Source organism: Mesorhizobium sp. URHB0026, assembly GCF_054059755.1.
The window spans coordinates 2475480-2490726 of record NZ_JBSSCN010000001.1; the positions used below are offsets into that span (position 1 = coordinate 2475480).

General features: G+C 63.7%; 13 protein-coding genes. 8 read left to right on the forward strand and 5 right to left on the reverse strand.

Annotated elements, in window-relative coordinates:
* The first annotated feature begins 267 nt into the window (after nt 1–267).
* Nucleotides 268–531, forward strand: coding sequence for a DUF6460 domain-containing protein (locus ACVWWD_RS12350; RefSeq protein ID WP_352547242.1), 264 nt, complete (start codon nt 268–270; stop codon nt 529–531).
* A gap of 3 nt (nt 532–534) precedes the next feature.
* Here ACVWWD_RS12350 and ACVWWD_RS12355 read toward each other — a convergent pair whose 3' ends face one another.
* Complete coding sequence (locus tag ACVWWD_RS12355; RefSeq protein WP_023782186.1) at nt 535–1437, reverse strand: histone deacetylase family protein; 903 nt, start codon at nt 1435–1437, stop codon at nt 535–537.
* Nucleotides 1438–1567: 130 nt separating this feature from the next.
* On the opposite strand from ACVWWD_RS12355, the gene ACVWWD_RS12360 reads away from it, so the two are divergent.
* Nucleotides 1568–2908: an MATE family efflux transporter gene (locus ACVWWD_RS12360; RefSeq protein ID WP_352547243.1), complete on the forward strand. Its 1341-nt coding sequence runs from the start codon at nt 1568–1570 to the stop codon at nt 2906–2908.
* Here the strand turns inward: ACVWWD_RS12360 and ACVWWD_RS12365 are convergent.
* Together ACVWWD_RS12365 and ACVWWD_RS12370 are read right to left on the reverse strand one after the other, a co-directional pair.
* On the reverse strand, nt 2901–3980 hold the full coding sequence (locus tag ACVWWD_RS12365; protein WP_023770992.1) for a quinone-dependent dihydroorotate dehydrogenase: 1080 nt from the start codon (nt 3978–3980) through the stop codon (nt 2901–2903). The two genes, ACVWWD_RS12360 and ACVWWD_RS12365, sit on opposite strands and share 8 nt — an antisense overlap.
* A complete protein-coding gene (locus tag ACVWWD_RS12370) occupies nt 3977–4327 on the reverse strand; it encodes a DUF952 domain-containing protein (RefSeq protein ID WP_352547245.1) in 351 nt (116 codons plus the stop codon). Before ACVWWD_RS12370 ends, ACVWWD_RS12365 begins: the two co-directional genes overlap by 4 nt.
* A gap of 107 nt (nt 4328–4434) precedes the next feature.
* Between ACVWWD_RS12370 and ACVWWD_RS12375 the strand changes: the two genes are divergently transcribed.
* Nucleotides 4435–4869, forward strand: a complete 435-nt coding sequence (locus ACVWWD_RS12375; protein WP_023770990.1) for a hypothetical protein — start codon at nt 4435–4437, stop codon at nt 4867–4869.
* Nucleotides 4870–4991: 122 nt separating this feature from the next.
* Nucleotides 4992–5651: a response regulator transcription factor gene (locus ACVWWD_RS12380; RefSeq protein ID WP_023770989.1), complete on the forward strand. Its 660-nt coding sequence runs from the start codon at nt 4992–4994 to the stop codon at nt 5649–5651.
* A 131-nt stretch (nt 5652–5782) separates the two neighbouring features.
* Here ACVWWD_RS12380 and ACVWWD_RS12385 read toward each other — a convergent pair whose 3' ends face one another.
* On the reverse strand, nt 5783–9292 hold the full coding sequence (locus ACVWWD_RS12385) for a PAS domain-containing hybrid sensor histidine kinase/response regulator (RefSeq protein WP_352547292.1): 3510 nt from the start codon (nt 9290–9292) through the stop codon (nt 5783–5785).
* Nucleotides 9293–9543: 251 nt separating this feature from the next.
* On the opposite strand from ACVWWD_RS12385, the gene mscL reads away from it, so the two are divergent.
* Complete coding sequence (mscL, locus tag ACVWWD_RS12390) at nt 9544–9966, forward strand: large conductance mechanosensitive channel protein MscL (RefSeq protein ID WP_023770987.1); 423 nt, start codon at nt 9544–9546, stop codon at nt 9964–9966.
* Nucleotides 9967–10076: 110 nt separating this feature from the next.
* On the forward strand, nt 10077–11243 hold the full coding sequence (locus ACVWWD_RS12395) for a pyridoxal phosphate-dependent aminotransferase (RefSeq protein WP_352547246.1): 1167 nt from the start codon (nt 10077–10079) through the stop codon (nt 11241–11243).
* 79 nt (nt 11244–11322) lie between these two features.
* Here the strand turns inward: ACVWWD_RS12395 and hemA are convergent, their stop codons facing one another.
* Nucleotides 11323–12600, reverse strand: a complete 1278-nt coding sequence (gene hemA, locus ACVWWD_RS12400; protein ID WP_023770985.1) for a 5-aminolevulinate synthase — start codon at nt 12598–12600, stop codon at nt 11323–11325.
* 279 nt (nt 12601–12879) lie between these two features.
* Here hemA and galE point away from each other — a divergent pair, with 279 nt between their 5' ends.
* Nucleotides 12880–13875 carry a UDP-glucose 4-epimerase GalE gene (galE, locus tag ACVWWD_RS12405; RefSeq protein WP_023770984.1) on the forward strand — a complete coding sequence of 332 codons (996 nt, stop codon included), beginning with the start codon at nt 12880–12882 and terminating at the stop codon, nt 13873–13875.
* 120 nt (nt 13876–13995) lie between these two features.
* Nucleotides 13996–15246 (forward strand): D-amino acid dehydrogenase, encoded by a 1251-nt coding sequence (locus ACVWWD_RS12410; RefSeq protein ID WP_352547248.1) that lies wholly within the window; start codon nt 13996–13998, stop codon nt 15244–15246.
* Nucleotide 15247 lies beyond the last annotated feature (1 nt).

A 15247-nucleotide genomic window follows, 5' to 3' on the forward strand; every position in this document is an offset into this window, starting at 1 on the left:
CGCACATTGCGCAAAACTGGAGAATGACGATTTTGTGCTTTGTTTTCAACAAATTAAATTGAAACTGTTTACCTGTATTTAAGAATTGCGGCCTTCCGGAAGCCACACGGCCTAGCGCTTGAGCGGTTGGGACTCCCGATGGCGCCCAACATCTGATCGCGGCTTATCAATTCCCCCGCACCGGCCCCTGCGGCTTGATGGATGGCCGCCAAGCACGTATCTCTGCGCGGTGCCCGTGAGTCCGGGCATCTCAATCGGGAGACGGCCTTGTCCGCACTGACGCGCTTTCTCGGTGACTCGCCGCTCAGGATTATTCTGAAGCTGCTGGTGGTATCCTTTCTCGTCGGCCTGGTCATGAACGCTTTCGGTTGGTCGCCGATGGACGTGTTCTACGGCATCCAGAAGTTCTTCATTGATCTATGGGATCTCGGCTTCCACGCCATTGACCGCTTCCTCGGCTACATCCTGCTCGGTGCCGCGATCGTGGTGCCGGCCTTCATCCTGCTCAGGATCGCCAACTACCGGAAGTGACCTTCAGGCATAGCCCGATGCGACCTCGAACAGGACGGCGTGGCGCGCGGCAAGTGCCGGCACATCGATGGAATAGCCGCCGCCGATGACACCGCACACGGGAATGCCGAGCGCCCGGAAATGGCCGACGACCATCCTGTCGCGGGCGCGCAGGCCCTTGTCGGAAAGCGACAGCCTGCCGAGCCGGTCCTCGGCATGGACGTCGACGCCCGCATTGTAGAAGACGATGTCCCAACGCGCCCCGGCCGACAGCTCCGGCAGGATGGAATCGAGCCTTTCGACATAGGCGGCGTCGCCCGTGCCGTCGGGCAGGGCAACGTCAAGGTCGGAGGCGATCTTACGCACGGGGTAGTTCCGCTCGCCATGCATGGAGAAGGTGAACACGCGTGGCTCGTCGCCCAGAATATCCGCCGTGCCGTCGCCCTGGTGCACGTCGAGATCGACCACCAGGATATTGTGTGCCGCGCCCTCTTCAAGCAGGACCAGCGAGGCGACGGCGACGTCGTTGAAAGTGCAGAAGCCGGCGCCTTGCGCGCGCCGCGCATGATGGCTGCCGCCGGCGGTGTTGCAGGCGATACCGTGACGCAAGGCAAGCCGCGCCGCCGCCACCGTGCCACCGGTGGCAAGCTGCGCGCGCAACGAGACGCGCGGGCCGACCGGAAAGCCGATCTCGCGCTCGATTTTTTCCGGGACCGAACAACTGATGACCTGCTCGACATAATCTGCCGCATGGGCGAGCTTAAGCCACGACGCAGGCGCGGGTTCGGCTGTGTTGAGCGCCCCGGCTCCGGCCAGGCCGCGTGCTCGCAGGGTCTCCATCAGCAGCGGATATTTGCTCATCGGAAAGCGATGGCTGGTCGCGAAGCCGGCGTCGTAGTCGGGATGGTGGACGATCTGCAGGGGCATGAACTGGGTCGGACGGTTTCGCCAGAGCGGGATTTCGGTTGGCCGCCGCGGAAGGGCGATTGCGCGGTGGCCGGAAAATGGGGCACATCGGTTCCCCGATCAAGCCGCAAATCAGCAAGGCAGCAATCCTTTGGACAAGGGCGCCATCCCAGCCGACGCCAAAGTATTTTCCGTCACCAACCGGTCGGTGCTTGCCATCGCCGTGCCGATGACGCTCGCCTATCTGACGACGCCGCTGCTCGGCCTCGTCGATACGGCTGTTGTCGGCCAGTTCGGTGACGCCGCCTTGCTTGGCGGCCTGGCCGCCGGCGCGCTGGCTTTCGACGTCGTCTTCACCACCTTCAATTTCCTGCGCTCGGGCACCACCGGCCTAGTCGCCCAGGCCTTTGGGCGTGGCGACGCGCTGGAGGAACAGGCGGTGTTCTGGCGCGCCGTGCTGATCGCGGTCGTCGCTGGCGTCGTGCTGGCAGCGCTTTCACCGCTTATCGCCGTTGGCGGCCGGTGGTTCATGGATGCCGGGCCGCGCGTCAGCGACGCGATGGGCGTCTACATCAGGATCAGGCTGCTTGCCGCCCCGTTCTCCCTGATCAACTACGCCATCCTCGGTTACGTGCTGGGGCGCGGCGAGGGCGGGCTCGGCTTGATCCTCCAACTGGTGCTGAACGGCACCAACATCGCGCTGTGCTTTCTGCTCGGCCTTGAGCTCGGCTGGGGTGTTTCCGGCGTCGCCTGGGCAACCGTCACCGGCGAATTGCTCGCCATGCTGCTTGGCCTCGCGATCGTGGTTCGCCGGTTCCGATCCACCCCGCCCTTGCCTCGGCAGCGCCTGCTCGATATGGGCGCCTTCCTGCGCATGCTGTCGCTCAACCGCGACATCATGATCCGCTCGTTCTCGCTGCTAGCCGCCTTCGCGCTGTTCACCCGTCAGGGCGCGCAGTTCGGCACGGTGACTCTGGCCGCCAATGCGGTGCTGATGAACTTCTTTCTCGTCGCCGGCTATTTCCTCGACGGGTTCGCTACCGCCGCCGAACAACTCGCCGGCCGTGCCGTCGGCGCGCGTGCCGAACAGCCCTTCCGGCGGGCAGTGCGGCTGACCCTGTTCTGGGGCCTTGGTCTGGCCGCTGCCGCGACGCTGGTGCTGCTCATGGCCGGCACCAACCTGATCGCCGTCGTAACGACGGCGCAGGAGGTCCGCGCCGTGGCCGATACCTACCTGCCTTGGGCGGCTTTCACCGCGCTGAGCGGTGTGCTCGCCTTCCAGATGGATGGTGTCTTCATCGGCGCGACCTGGTCGCGCGACATGCGCAACATGATGCTCTTGTCATTCCTTGCCTTTGCCGCCGCGCTGATCACGTTGGCGCCCGCCTTCGGCAATCGCGGCCTGTGGGCGGCGCTGCACGTCTTTCTGCTGGTGCGGGGATTGAGCCTGCTGACAATTTTGCGGCTGCGGATGCAAACCGCGTTCAACTGAGCGGCTTCGACGTCCATCGGTCGAGATGGCTGTCGCGCAACTCGCGCATCGACCTGAGTTTTTCCGTCGCGGCAAAACGTGCCATCCCGGCGACGATCCGGCCCGGCAGCGCCGGTCCGCCATAAATCATGCCGGTATAGAGCTGGACGAGATCGGCGCCGGCACGGATCTTCTCCAGAGCCGTCTCCATTGAGTTGACACCGCCGACACCGATGATCGCCATCTCGGGCCCGAGCAGCTTGCGCATCCTGGCCAGCACGATGGTCGAGCGTTCGAATAGCGGCTTTCCCGAAAGCCCGCCTGTCTCTCGCGCGGCATCGTCGCCGCGCAGCACCGGCCGGGAAACGGTTGTGTTGGAAACGATGATGCCGTCGATCTGCTTTTCGATGACCTCGGCGGCGATATCTTCCAGCTCGGCCTCGGCCAGGTCCGGCGCGATCTTGAGGAAAATCGGCGGCTGCGCGGACGCTGCAGTGCGCGCGGCCATGACGCGCGACAGCAATTCGCCGAGTTGCTCGCGCGCCTGCATGGTGCGCAAGCCTGGTGTGTTGGGGGAGGAAATGTTGACGGCGAGATAGCTGGCATAAGCAGCAAAGCGAGAAACGCCGCTCTCGTAGTCGCCGACGCGGTCGGTGCTGTCCTTGTTGGCACCAATGTTGACGCCGACGATGCCGCCGCGTCCGATTCGCGCCACAAGCCGTTTTTCGGCGGCCGCATGGCCCTCATTGTTGAAGCCAAGCCGGTTGATGACTGCTTCATCCGACGTCAGCCGGAAGATGCGCGGCTTCGGGTTGCCGGCCTGCGGCAGCGGCGTCACCGTGCCGACTTCGGCAAAGCCAAAGCCGAGGCCAAGCAGCGCGTCGGGTACTTCGGCGTTCTTGTCGTAGCCAGCCGCCATCCCAAGTGGGTTCGGGAAATCGAGACCGCAAAGGCGGACCTTCAGCCTTGTATCGCGTACCGTCCGCGCGCCGCCCGGCAGGCCGCAGCGCAGTGCCGCGATCGACAGGCCATGCGCGGTTTCCGGATCGAAGGTGAACAGCAGTTTCTGGCCGATCCGGTCGAGCACGCTCATAGCCCCTCCAGAACCGGGAACTGGTGGGTACCGTTGGCCCCAAGCGGCAGCGGCTTGACCCAGAGCACCGCTTTCAGGTCGAGCACGCCGTAAAGATGCGGAAACAGCGCGCCGCCGCGCGAGATCTCGTATTTCAGCGCATCACCCAGGCTGGTTCCGTCGACGGCGACCAGCAGAAGGTCGGTCTGGCCCTGGAAACGCTTTGCCGCGGTTTCCCTGGCCTGCGCCGCCGTCGAAAAATGGATGAAGCCGTCGGCGATGTCGATCGGCGCTCCGGTGAAGCGGCCTTTGGCTTCGGCCTCGCGCCAAGGCGCTTGCGGAGTTATCTTGTAGATAATCTGTGACATGGTTGCGCTATAATCCGAACCAGTCGCGCGGGGAAGGCCACGCCAAGGGTCTTCCCCATTTCCGGCGCAAACATGCGATATTTGAGGCCTTGGCCATGGAGGACAACATGCGTCTGCAGCACATCTTGATCCCCGCCGCGCTCGTTTCACTGGTCGCGGCTTCAGCTTATTCGGAAGAAACGGACCGCTACCGGCTGGAAAAGTCGGCCACCGGCTATATCCGCATGGATACGCAGACCGGCGCGATGTCGATCTGCGAGGAGCGTTCGGGCCAGCTCGTCTGCAAGATGGCGGCCGACGAACGCGCCGCCTACCAGGACGAGGTCGATCGCTTGCAGGCCTCGATGAAGGCGATGGACGAGCGCGTCACCAAGCTGGAGAATTCGCTCTCCGCCCGTCTCGAATCGAAACTGCCGAGCGAGGAGGATTTCAACACGACGATGAGCTACATGGAGCGCTTCCTGAAGAGCTTCATGGGCATCGTCAAGGATATGGACAAGGACAGTGGCGACGGCGGCCGGCTCAATTCGCAGAAGACCTGAGCGCCATAGACAAGGGAAAACGCGGCGCGCTGGCTTTGCCGCTTGAAACCAGTGCGCAGCCTCTCATAATCGTCCAACTGATCCCGCGAAAAGCAGTAAATCGGGGATTCGGGGAGGGACATTTGCCGTCAGGCTATTCTTTCGTCATCGCCGACGATCATCCGCTGTTTCGCGGCGCGCTGCGCGAGGCGCTTGCCGGCATCGGCAATGTCGCCGCCATCCATGAGGCAGGTGATTTCGAAAGCGCCAAGGCGCTGGTCGTGGCCAATGAAGATGTCGATCTGGTGCTGCTCGACCTGTCGATGCCCGGCGCCAGCGGCCTCTCCGGCCTGATCTCGTTGCGCGGTATCCATCCGGCGGTGCCGCTGGTCGTGGTGTCGGCGCATGACGACCCGGCGACCATACGGCGCGCGCTCGATCTCGGCGCCTCCGGTTTCATCTCCAAGTCGGCCAGCATGGAGGAAATCCGCGGCGCCGTGCAGTCGGTGCTTGCCGGCGATATCGCGGCACCTGTCGGCGTCGATCTCGGTGTCGAACGCGATCCCGAAATATCGGACCTGATCAAACGATTGCAGACGTTGACCCCACAGCAGACCCGGGTGCTCGGCATGCTGGCCGAGGGCCTGCTCAACAAGCAGATCGCTTATGAACTCAGCGTCTCCGAGGCGACGATCAAGGCGCACGTCTCGGCCATATTGCAAAAACTCGGCGTCGACAGTCGCACCCAGGCGGTGATCCTGCTGTCCAAGATAGGCAGCGACCCGCTGCGGCCGGCGGGCTGAGTGCCGGCTGCTTGGCTCAGTTGGAACTTACCTTCGGCTCGCCGCATCGGCCTATTCCGAGGCGCTCGCCGACATGTTCCGCGCCTATCCCAAAACCCTGGGGCACCAAATCTGATCCTGGCGCTTCGACGTCACTCCGCCGCCCGCACCATCGGCCTGAACCTGGCCATCATCGAACGCAGCACCGCCGGCTTCAACGGCTTGTTGATCATCGGGATGTCCAGGCCTGCCGCGGCTGCTCGTACCTCATTGGAACGGTCGGCCGTGACCAGCACGGCCGGCAGGTCGTCGCCGTGAGTGGCTCGCAGCCTGATAATGATGTCGAGACCGGTTTCGCGGTCGAGATGGTAGTCGGCAAGCACGATGTCCGGACGGTCGATCGCGGCCCTCTCCAGATCCTCCGAGCCGGTCACCGTGGCTACATTGCAGCCCCAGCCCTCGAGCAGCAGCCGCATGCCCTCGAGGATACGGATGTCATTGTCGATGCACAGCACATTCAGGCCGGAGAGCGAAGCCGTCGCGCGGGCAGGCGCCTTGGTCTCGACCTCGCGTCGCGGCACCTGCGCGGCCGCCACCGGCAGGATGACGGAAAACCGCGTGCCCTTGCCCGGGTTGGAGAAGATACGAATCTCAACCCGCAACACCCTTGCGATGCGGTCGACGATCGAAAGGCCAAGACCAAGACCTTCTGCTTCGCGTGCGCCTTCGTCCAGTCGGGTGAACTCATGGAAGACGGTGTTCAGCTTGTCACCGGCGATGCCAATGCCGGTGTCGATGATCTGGATCTCCGCCAGTTCGCCGCGCCGCCGCACGCCGACCAGGATGCGGCCCTGGCGCGTGTACTTGATGGCATTGGAAACCAGGTTCTGGATCAGGCGGCGCAACAGGTTGCGGTCCGTCATCACGGTCAGTGAGGACGCTATGATGGTCAGCTCGAGCTTCTTTGCTGCGGCCATCGGTCGAAAGTCATTGCCGATCTGGCTGAGCAGCCCGTCGAGGTTGAAGGCGGTATCGTCCGGCTTCATGGCGCCGGCATCGAGGCGCGAGATGTCGAGCACGGCGCCGAGAATGGTCTCGACCGATTCCAGCGAGGATTCGATGTTGATGGCAGCCTTGCCGGCCGGACCCTTGCCGGCCTTCTCGATCAGCGAGGAGCAATAGAGCCGGGCGGCGTTCAAGGGCTGCAGGATGTCGTGACCGGCGGCGGCAAGGAAGCGCGTCTTGCCGAGATTGGCCTCTTCGGCGAGCATCTGGGCCTGCGCCAGTTCCTCGTTGACCCGGGTCAATTCCTCGTTGACCCCAGTCAGTTCGATGGTGCGGGTCTTGACGCGCTGCTCCAGTGATTCATTGGCACTTTTCAGCGCGAGATCCTGTTCGACGCGGCCGGAAATGTCGGCATAGGTGGCGACAATGCCGCCGTCAGGCATCGGGTTGGAGCGCAGTTCGAGGATGCGGCCGCTGGTCTTCAGCTCCATCTGCCAGGGGCTGACGAAGCTGGTCAGCCGGTTGAGCATCGTGACGCGCTGGTCGGTGGGAATGTCGCCGCGTTCGGCCAGATGGCGAAGGATCTGGTCGAGCGAAACGCCGACCTGGCCCATCTCGTCGGGCAGGTCGAACAGCGCCCGGTACTGGCGGTTCCAGCAGATCAGCCGGAAATCGCGGTCGAAGACGGTAATGCCTTGCTCCATCTGGTCGAGCGCGATCTGCAGCAGGTCGCGGTTGTGCTGCAGCGCTTCCGTGGCGTCGTCGAGCAGGCGGAAGGCGTCGCGGGATTCGCGGTCGTGGCGCCGGAACAGCAGCGACAGGATCAACCGTGCCGAGGAGGAGCCGACGGCGCTGGCCAAAAGCTGCTCGGAAAAGCGGATGACGTCCATGCTGGCCTGCTCGTTGCCATGCAGCGAGGTACCGTTGCTCTTCTCGAAAGATTGAAACGACCGCTCGGTCCGTTCGACGCCGAGATAGCGTGCGATCGTATCCTTGAGGTCGTTGACGGTGATGGCGGTGCGGAAGCGGCGCAGGCTCGGCATCGGTCCGGCTTCGCGTGGCACGAAGATCGAGGCCTGGATGCGCTCCAGCGGTACCGACGCGCGCGACAGTGACCCGAAGACGAAGAACAGCGCGTTGACCGACAGGCTCCACAGCACGCCGTGGTTCAGCGGCTCGGCGACGGTGCCGAACAATGCCTGCGGCCGCAGTGCCTCGAAGCCGAACAGTCCGTGGACGATGATGCCAGTATCGGGCGCGACGAGCGACGGCACCAGCAGCGTGTAGCCCCAGACCAGGATGCCGGCGACCATGCCGAGTGCGGCACCGCGGCCATTGGCGCCGCGCCAGATCAGCCCCCCGATCAGGGCAGGGGCGAACTGCGCGATCGCCGCGAAGGACATCAGGCCGATCGAGGACAGCCGGGCGCTGTTGGTGCTCTCGCGATAGTAGAGAAAGGCGATGAACAAAAGGATGAAGATCGACGCCCGCCGCACGTTGAGGATGAGCGTCGACCAATCCTCGTTCTCGGAAGTGGTCGTCCGCAACAGCCGGCGCACGAACAGCGGGATGATCAGGTCGTTGGAGATCATGATCGACAGCGCCACGCTCTCGACGATGACCATGGCGGTTGCCGCCGACAAGCCGCCGATGAAGGCGGTCATGGCCAGGAAATCGTGGCCGCTGAACAGCGGCAGCGACAGCACGTAAAGGTCGCTGCTCGTCCTCGCGCCGACCAGCGTCAGGCCGGCAAAGGCGATCGGCAGCACGAACAGGTTGATCGCCACGAGATACAGCGGGAACACCCAGGTCGCGGTGCGCAGTTCGGCCTCGCTGCGGTTCTCGACGATAGTGACGTAGAACTGCCGCGGCAAAAGGATGATGGCAAAGCCGCTCAGGCACGTCAGCACCAGCCAGGTGGCCAGCGATGTCGAATAGCCCATTGCCTGCCGCACCTGGCCGTTCTCGGCCAGCCGGTCGAACATGTCGCCGGGGCCGCCGAAGATCAGGAAGGTGACCGTGAGGCCGATGGCCAGGAAGGCGGCAAGCTTGACCACGGTCTCGACCGCCACAGCCAGCACCAGCCCGTCCTGGTGTTCGGTGGCATCGGCATGGCGCGTGCCGAACAGGACCGCGAACAGCGCAAGCAGCATGGCGACAACCAGCGAGATGTCGCTGACAAACGGATCGAAGGACGGCGGCGACCCAGTATAATGCTCGACCATCAGGCTGACCGAGCCGGAGATCGCCTTCAATTGCAGCGCGATATAGGGCACGGCGCCGATCGTGGCGATCAGCGTGGCGATCGCGGCCACGGTGAAGCTCTTGCCGTAACGCGCGCCGAGGAAATCGGCGACCGAGGTGATCTTCTCGGTCTTGGCCAGCCGCACGATGCGGTTGAGCAAGGGAAAGCCGAACACGAACACCAGCACCGGGCCGGTATAGATGCCGAGGAACTCGAGGCCGCGTTCCGAGGAAAGGCCGACCGAGCCGAAGAAGGTCCAGGACGTGCAATAAATGGCAAGGCTGAGCGAATAGATGAAAGGTCGCGCCCGGCTGGGCCCTGACAAGGCAGAGCGGCGGTCGCCCAGGCTGGCGATGGCGAACAGCAGCGTCACATAGGCGATCGCGATGATGACGATGAACAAGCCCTGCACGCCGGCAAGATCCTCCCTGCGCCGATTTTCACCTGGCCGGGTTAGACGCAACCACAGCTTGGGCGCCAAGTCCATCGCGGCTTTCGGCGCATGCGGCGGCGATTTTCCGGGGGGTTGCCCTCGGGGTAGGGCGAAAGCGGTTGTTTTCCTCTTTTAGCCAATGGTGCAACCCAAGGTTTTTGTTATGGTGCCCCTAGGGCGATGCCGTAAGGACGGAACGGCAGCACGGCCGGTCGGGACAGGAGGGTCGAATGCTGAGAGAATTTCAGGAATTCATTTCCAAGGGCAACGTGATGGACTTGGCCGTTGGCGTCATCATCGGCGCTTCCTTTGGCACTATCGTCAAGTCACTCGTCGACGACGTCATCATGCCGATTGTCGGTGCGATCTTCGGCGGACTGGATTTCAACAATTATTTCCTGCCCCTGTCCTTGGACAACAAGGCTACGACGCTGGCTGATGCCAAGGCGCACGGCGCCGTGCTCGCCTACGGCAGCTTTATTACCGCGGTGCTGAACTTCCTTATCCTCGCCTTCATCATCTTCCTCATGGTCAAGGCTGTGAACAATTTGCGCAGGCGGCTTGAGCGCGAGAAGCCCGCGCCAGCGGCCGCGCCACCGCCGGCCGATGTGCAGCTTTTGACCGAAATCCGCGATCTGCTGGCCAGGCGATAGACGGATAGGGTTCTTCTGGACCAAAACCCCGGTCGTTGGCGGCCGGGGTTTTCTGTTTTCGCATCTGGTAAACAGCACCCACGAACCCGCCCGAGACAATGGACCTGCCCATGACCTTGATCCAGACCCTGCGCCCCGAGGCCCTGGCCGCGCCTGAAAGCGGGATCGTGGCCGTCGTCAATTATGGCAGATTGCGCGAAGGCCTGATTCCGCTTTGGGCCGGCGAGGGCGACCTGCCGACGCCGTCCTTCATTACCGATGCGGCGTCGAAGGCGCTGGCCGGCGGCGAGACGTTCTACACTTGGCAGAGGGGCATTCCCGATCTCAGGCAGGCCCTGGCACGCTACTACGAAAGGCACTTCGCCAAGACCTTCGCCGAGGAGCAATTCATCGTCACCGGCTCCGGCATGCATGCCATCCAGCTGGCGCTCGACGCGCTGGCGGGACCCGGCGACGAAGTGATCTACCTGTCGCCGGCCTGGCCGAATTTCGACGCTGCCGCGGCAATCGCGGGTGCCGTGCCGGTGCCGGTCACACTCGACCATTCCGGAAATGGCTGGTCATGCGACGTCGAGAAGATCGCGGCGGCGGTCACACCGCGCACGAAGGCCTTGTTCATCAACACGCCGTCCAATCCGACCGGCTGGACCGCCGACCATGAGACCTTGCGGGCGATCCTCGATCTCGCCCGCGCCAGGGGCCTGTGGATCATCGCCGACGAGATCTATTCGCTGTTCCACTATGGTCACGGCCGCGCGCCCTCCTTCCTCGACATCGCGGTGGCGGAAGACCGCATCCTGTTCGTCAACAGTTTCTCCAAGAACTGGGCGATGACCGGCTGGCGCGTCGGCTGGATCAAGACGCATCCAAGCCTGCAGCAGGTGTTCGAGAACCTGATCCAGTATTCGAACTCGGGCGTCGCCCAGTTCATGCAGCGCGGCGCGGTCGCGGCGCTCGACGAGGGCGATGCTTTCGTCGCCGAACAGGTGGAGCGGGCGAGGCAAGCGCGCGATCTGGTCTGCGGTATTCTCGGCGAAACCGGTAAGGCGCGCTTCACCGTACCGCAGGGCGCCTTCTACCTGTTCTTCACCGTCGACGGCATATCGGACTCGCGGGCAGCCGCTTTCGAAATCGTCGACAAGGCCAACGTCGGCCTGGCGCCCGGCACCGCCTTCGGTCCCGGTGGCGAAGCGTTCCTGCGGCTGTGCTTCCACCGCCGCCTCGACCAGCTCGAGGATGCGGCAAACCGGCTGGCAAGGTGGATGAAGACTGTCTGAACGCTGACGAAGCCTGAATTGAAAGCCGCGTCCGCTGGCCGTCGGAGTGGAGTTTCAAACGGGCTTCAGCCGCCTGACTTCAGCCGCCTGACTTGGGCACCAGCAGTGGAATGATGCGGTCGCTTTTGGCCACCGACGGCCGTCCCGCCGAACCGTAAGGGATACCGAGCGCGTCCCAGGTTTCGACCAGCGCGTCCTGCAGTTCGGCGATCAACGCATCGGAATGGAACGGCGTCGGCGTGATACGCAGCCGTTCGGTACCGCGTGGCACGGTCGGGTAGTTGATCGGCTGGATGTAGATGCCGTGGACGCCGAGCAGGCGGTCGCTCGCCATCTTGCAGAGTTCAGGATCGCCAACCAGCACCGGCACGATATGTGTCGGCGACTCCATCACCGGCAGACCGGCCGCCGACAGGATCTGCTTGGTTCGGCTCGCCTGCTGCTGCTGGGCGTCGCGCTCGGCCTGCGAGCGCTTCAGGTGGCGGATCGACGTGGTGGACGCGGCGGCGATCGCCGGCGGCAGCGCGGTGGTGAAGATGAAGCCCGGCGCATAGGAGCGCACCGCGTCGATGACGGCGCTGGTGCCGGTGATGTAACCGCCAAGCGTCCCGAACGCCTTGGCCAGCGTCCCTTCTATGATGTCGATGCGGTCGGCCAGGCCTTCGCGCTCGGTGATGCCGCCGCCGCGCGGTCCATACATGCCGACGGCGTGGACCTCGTCGATATAGGTCAAGGCGTTGTAGCGTTCGGCAAGTTCGACGATCTCCTTGATCGGCGCGATATCGCCATCCATCGAATAGACGCTTTCGAAGACGATCAGCTTGGCGCGTTCGCGCCCCGCCGTCTGCAAAAGGCTTTCCAGATGCGCGACGTCATTGTGGCGGAAGATCTTTTTCTCGGCGCCCGAGCGTCGCACGCCTTCGATCATCGAGGCATGGTTCAGTTCGTCCGAGATGATCAGGCAATTGGGCAAAAGCCGCGCGATGGTCGAGATCGAGGCTTCGTTGGAGACGAAACCGGAGGTGAAGACGAGTGCCGCCTCCTTGCCATGCAGGTCGGCAAGCTCATGCTCGAGCTCGACCAGCGGGTTGGACGTGCCGGAAATGTTGCGGGTCCCACCGGCGCCCGAACCCATCTTGCCGGCCGCGTTCTGGAATGCGGCGATCACGTCAGGATGCTGGCCCATGCCGAGATAGTCGTTGGAGCACCAGACGGTGATTTCCTCGGCGCGGCCGTTGGAACGCCAGATGGCGCGCGGAAACTTGCCCGCGATACGCTCCAGGTCGGCGAAGACGCGGTAGCGACGCTCGGCATGGAGCTGATCGATCGCTTCCTCGAAAAACCGCTGATAGTTCATGTCGACTTCCCAATTTTGCGCGGCATCATAATCATTGGCCTTTTGGCCGTCCACCGGGCCATTTTGGTCAAAATGCCACGCCCCGCACCTGTTTCTAACGTTGGCGGATCGTGGCCTATTCCACTTCACGACACGCTCAGTCGATCACTTTTGTTTCCGCACGATGCCACATCAAGTGAACGCCGGTTACCTCTCGTTCTAATGGCCATCCGCCGGGCTTTCCAGTAAGGCGGTTGTTGAGACAGTTTCGGATAAATATTGGGTAAGCGAGGACTTGGGATGACGGTTTTGGTGACAGGCGGCGCCGGCTATATCGGCAGCCATATGGTCTGGGAATTGCTGGATGCGGGCGAAAGCGTGGTCGTTCTCGACCGCCTTTCCACCGGCTTCGAATGGGCAGTGGCGCCAGAGGCAAAGCTGATTGTCGGCGATGTCGCCGACAAGGAATTGGTCGGCGGGATCATCCGGGACAATCATGTCGACGCCATCATCCATTTCGCCGGCTCCATCGTGGTGCCGGAATCGGTAGCCGATCCGCTCGCCTACTACGAGAACAACACCTCGAAGACTCGCACGTTGATCGAAACCGCGGTCCGCGAGGGCGTGCCGAATTTCATCTTCTCCTCGACAGCCGCCGTCTATGGCGGCGCCGGGCTGGAGCCGGTGCGCGAGGATGCGCGCCTGGCGCCGGAATCGCCCTATGGCCTGTCCAAGCTGATGAGCGAGTGGATGCTGCGCGACGCAGGCCTTGCGCACGACATCAGCTACACGGCGCTGCGCTATTTCAACGTCGCCGGCGCCGACCCGAAGGGCCGCACCGGCCAGTCCACTCCGGGCGCCACCCATCTGATCAAGGTCGCCTGCGAGACCGCGCTTGGCAAGCGACCCTTCATGCAGGTCTTCGGTACCGACTATCCGACGCCGGACGGCACTTGCATGCGCGACTATATCCACGTCAGCGATCTGGCCGCGGCGCATCGCCTGGCTTTGCAGCGACTGCGCGCCGGGGGCGCCAGCCTCGTCGCCAATTGCGGCTACAGCCATGGCTATTCGGTGCTCGAGGTGATCGAAAGCGTGCGGCGCGCCTTCGGCCATGATTTCGAGGTCAGGATGGGCGACCGGCGTCCCGGGGATGCCGCGGCGGTGGTTGCGAATTCCGATCTCGCCCGGTCGGAACTGGGCTGGACCCCGCAGCGCGACGATCTCGACCAGATCGTCAACGACGCGCTGGCCTGGGAACGCATCCTGACCAGCAAGAACTCCGCGCGGGGCTGAGCGCGCTTTCCCCAGGGGGGCTCACAAGCCCAGGGCTCGCAAGGCGCGCGGCGAAGCGCTATGCAAGTATTCGCGACACGGCGTGGAGGCGCGGTGCCGCGAAGAGGTTTGGGGGATGGCATGAAGATAACGGTGCTTGGAGCCGGCGTCGTCGGTACGGCGGCAGCCTACTATCTGGCCGCCGACGGCCACCAGGTCACCGTCATCGAGCGTCATGCCGCGCCGGCGCGAGGCACCAGCCAGTCGAATGCCGGGCTGGTGTCTCCAGGCGACGCCACCGCCTGGGCTTCGCCGGCTGCACTCAAGACGTTCCTGCGCGGGCTCTACAATCATGATCTCGGCATCAAGGTGCGGCTGCGCTTCGATCCCTATTTCCTCGCCTGGAGCCTGCGCTTCCTGCGCCAGTGCACGGTGGCCCGCCTGCGGGCCAACAGCCAGGTCAAGCTGCGGCTGGCGCTCTATTCGCGCGACTGTATCAACGCCATATCCGCCGATACCGGCATCCACTACGACGAGCGCAAGAAGGGCATTCTCTACTTCTTCCGCTCGCAGCACAGTCTCGACACCGGCACCGACAATTACCGCTACCTCGCCGAGCATGGCCTGCCGATCGAGATCGTCGGCCGCGACCGGCTGGTCGAGCTTGAACCAGGTCTAGCCGGGGTGAAGGAAAAGATCGCCGGCGGTGTCTACTCGCCGATCGACCAGACCGGTGATTCCCGACAGTTCGTGGAAAACCTCGCTGCCTATGCCGCCGAGAAGCTCGGCGTGAGATTCCTTTATGGGACGACGGTCGAGGGCCTCGACATCGAAGGCGACCGGGTGCGTGCCGTTATGACTTCGGCCGGACCGATCGCCGGCGATGCGGTCGTCATATCGATGGGGCCGGAGAGCGGCCTGCTCGGCCGGCGCTACGGTATCGACCTGCCGGTCTATCCGGTGAAGGGCTATACCGCGACGATTCCGCTGGAGGATGAGAGCAAAGGCCCGACCATGGGCGGCGCCGACGAGGATCAGCTGATGGCCTATTCGCGCCTCGGCAATCGATTGCGGTTGGCTTCGACCGCCGAGTTCACCGGCTTCGACCGCACCCACAAGCCCAGCGACTTCGCCACCATGTTCAGGACCGGCAAGGACCTGTTCCCCGGTGCTTTCGACGAGAGGAAGGCCGAGCTATGGGCGGGTTTGCGGCCGATGATGCCGAATTCGGTGCCGGTCATCGGCCAGGCGAAATACAGTAACCTTTACCTCGACACCGGCCACGGCCATGTCGGCTGGACCATGGCGTGCGGCTCGGGAAAATTTCTCGCCGACATCGTCGCCGGCCGCAGGCCGGAGATCGACCCGCACGGGCTTGTCTACAGGGGATAAG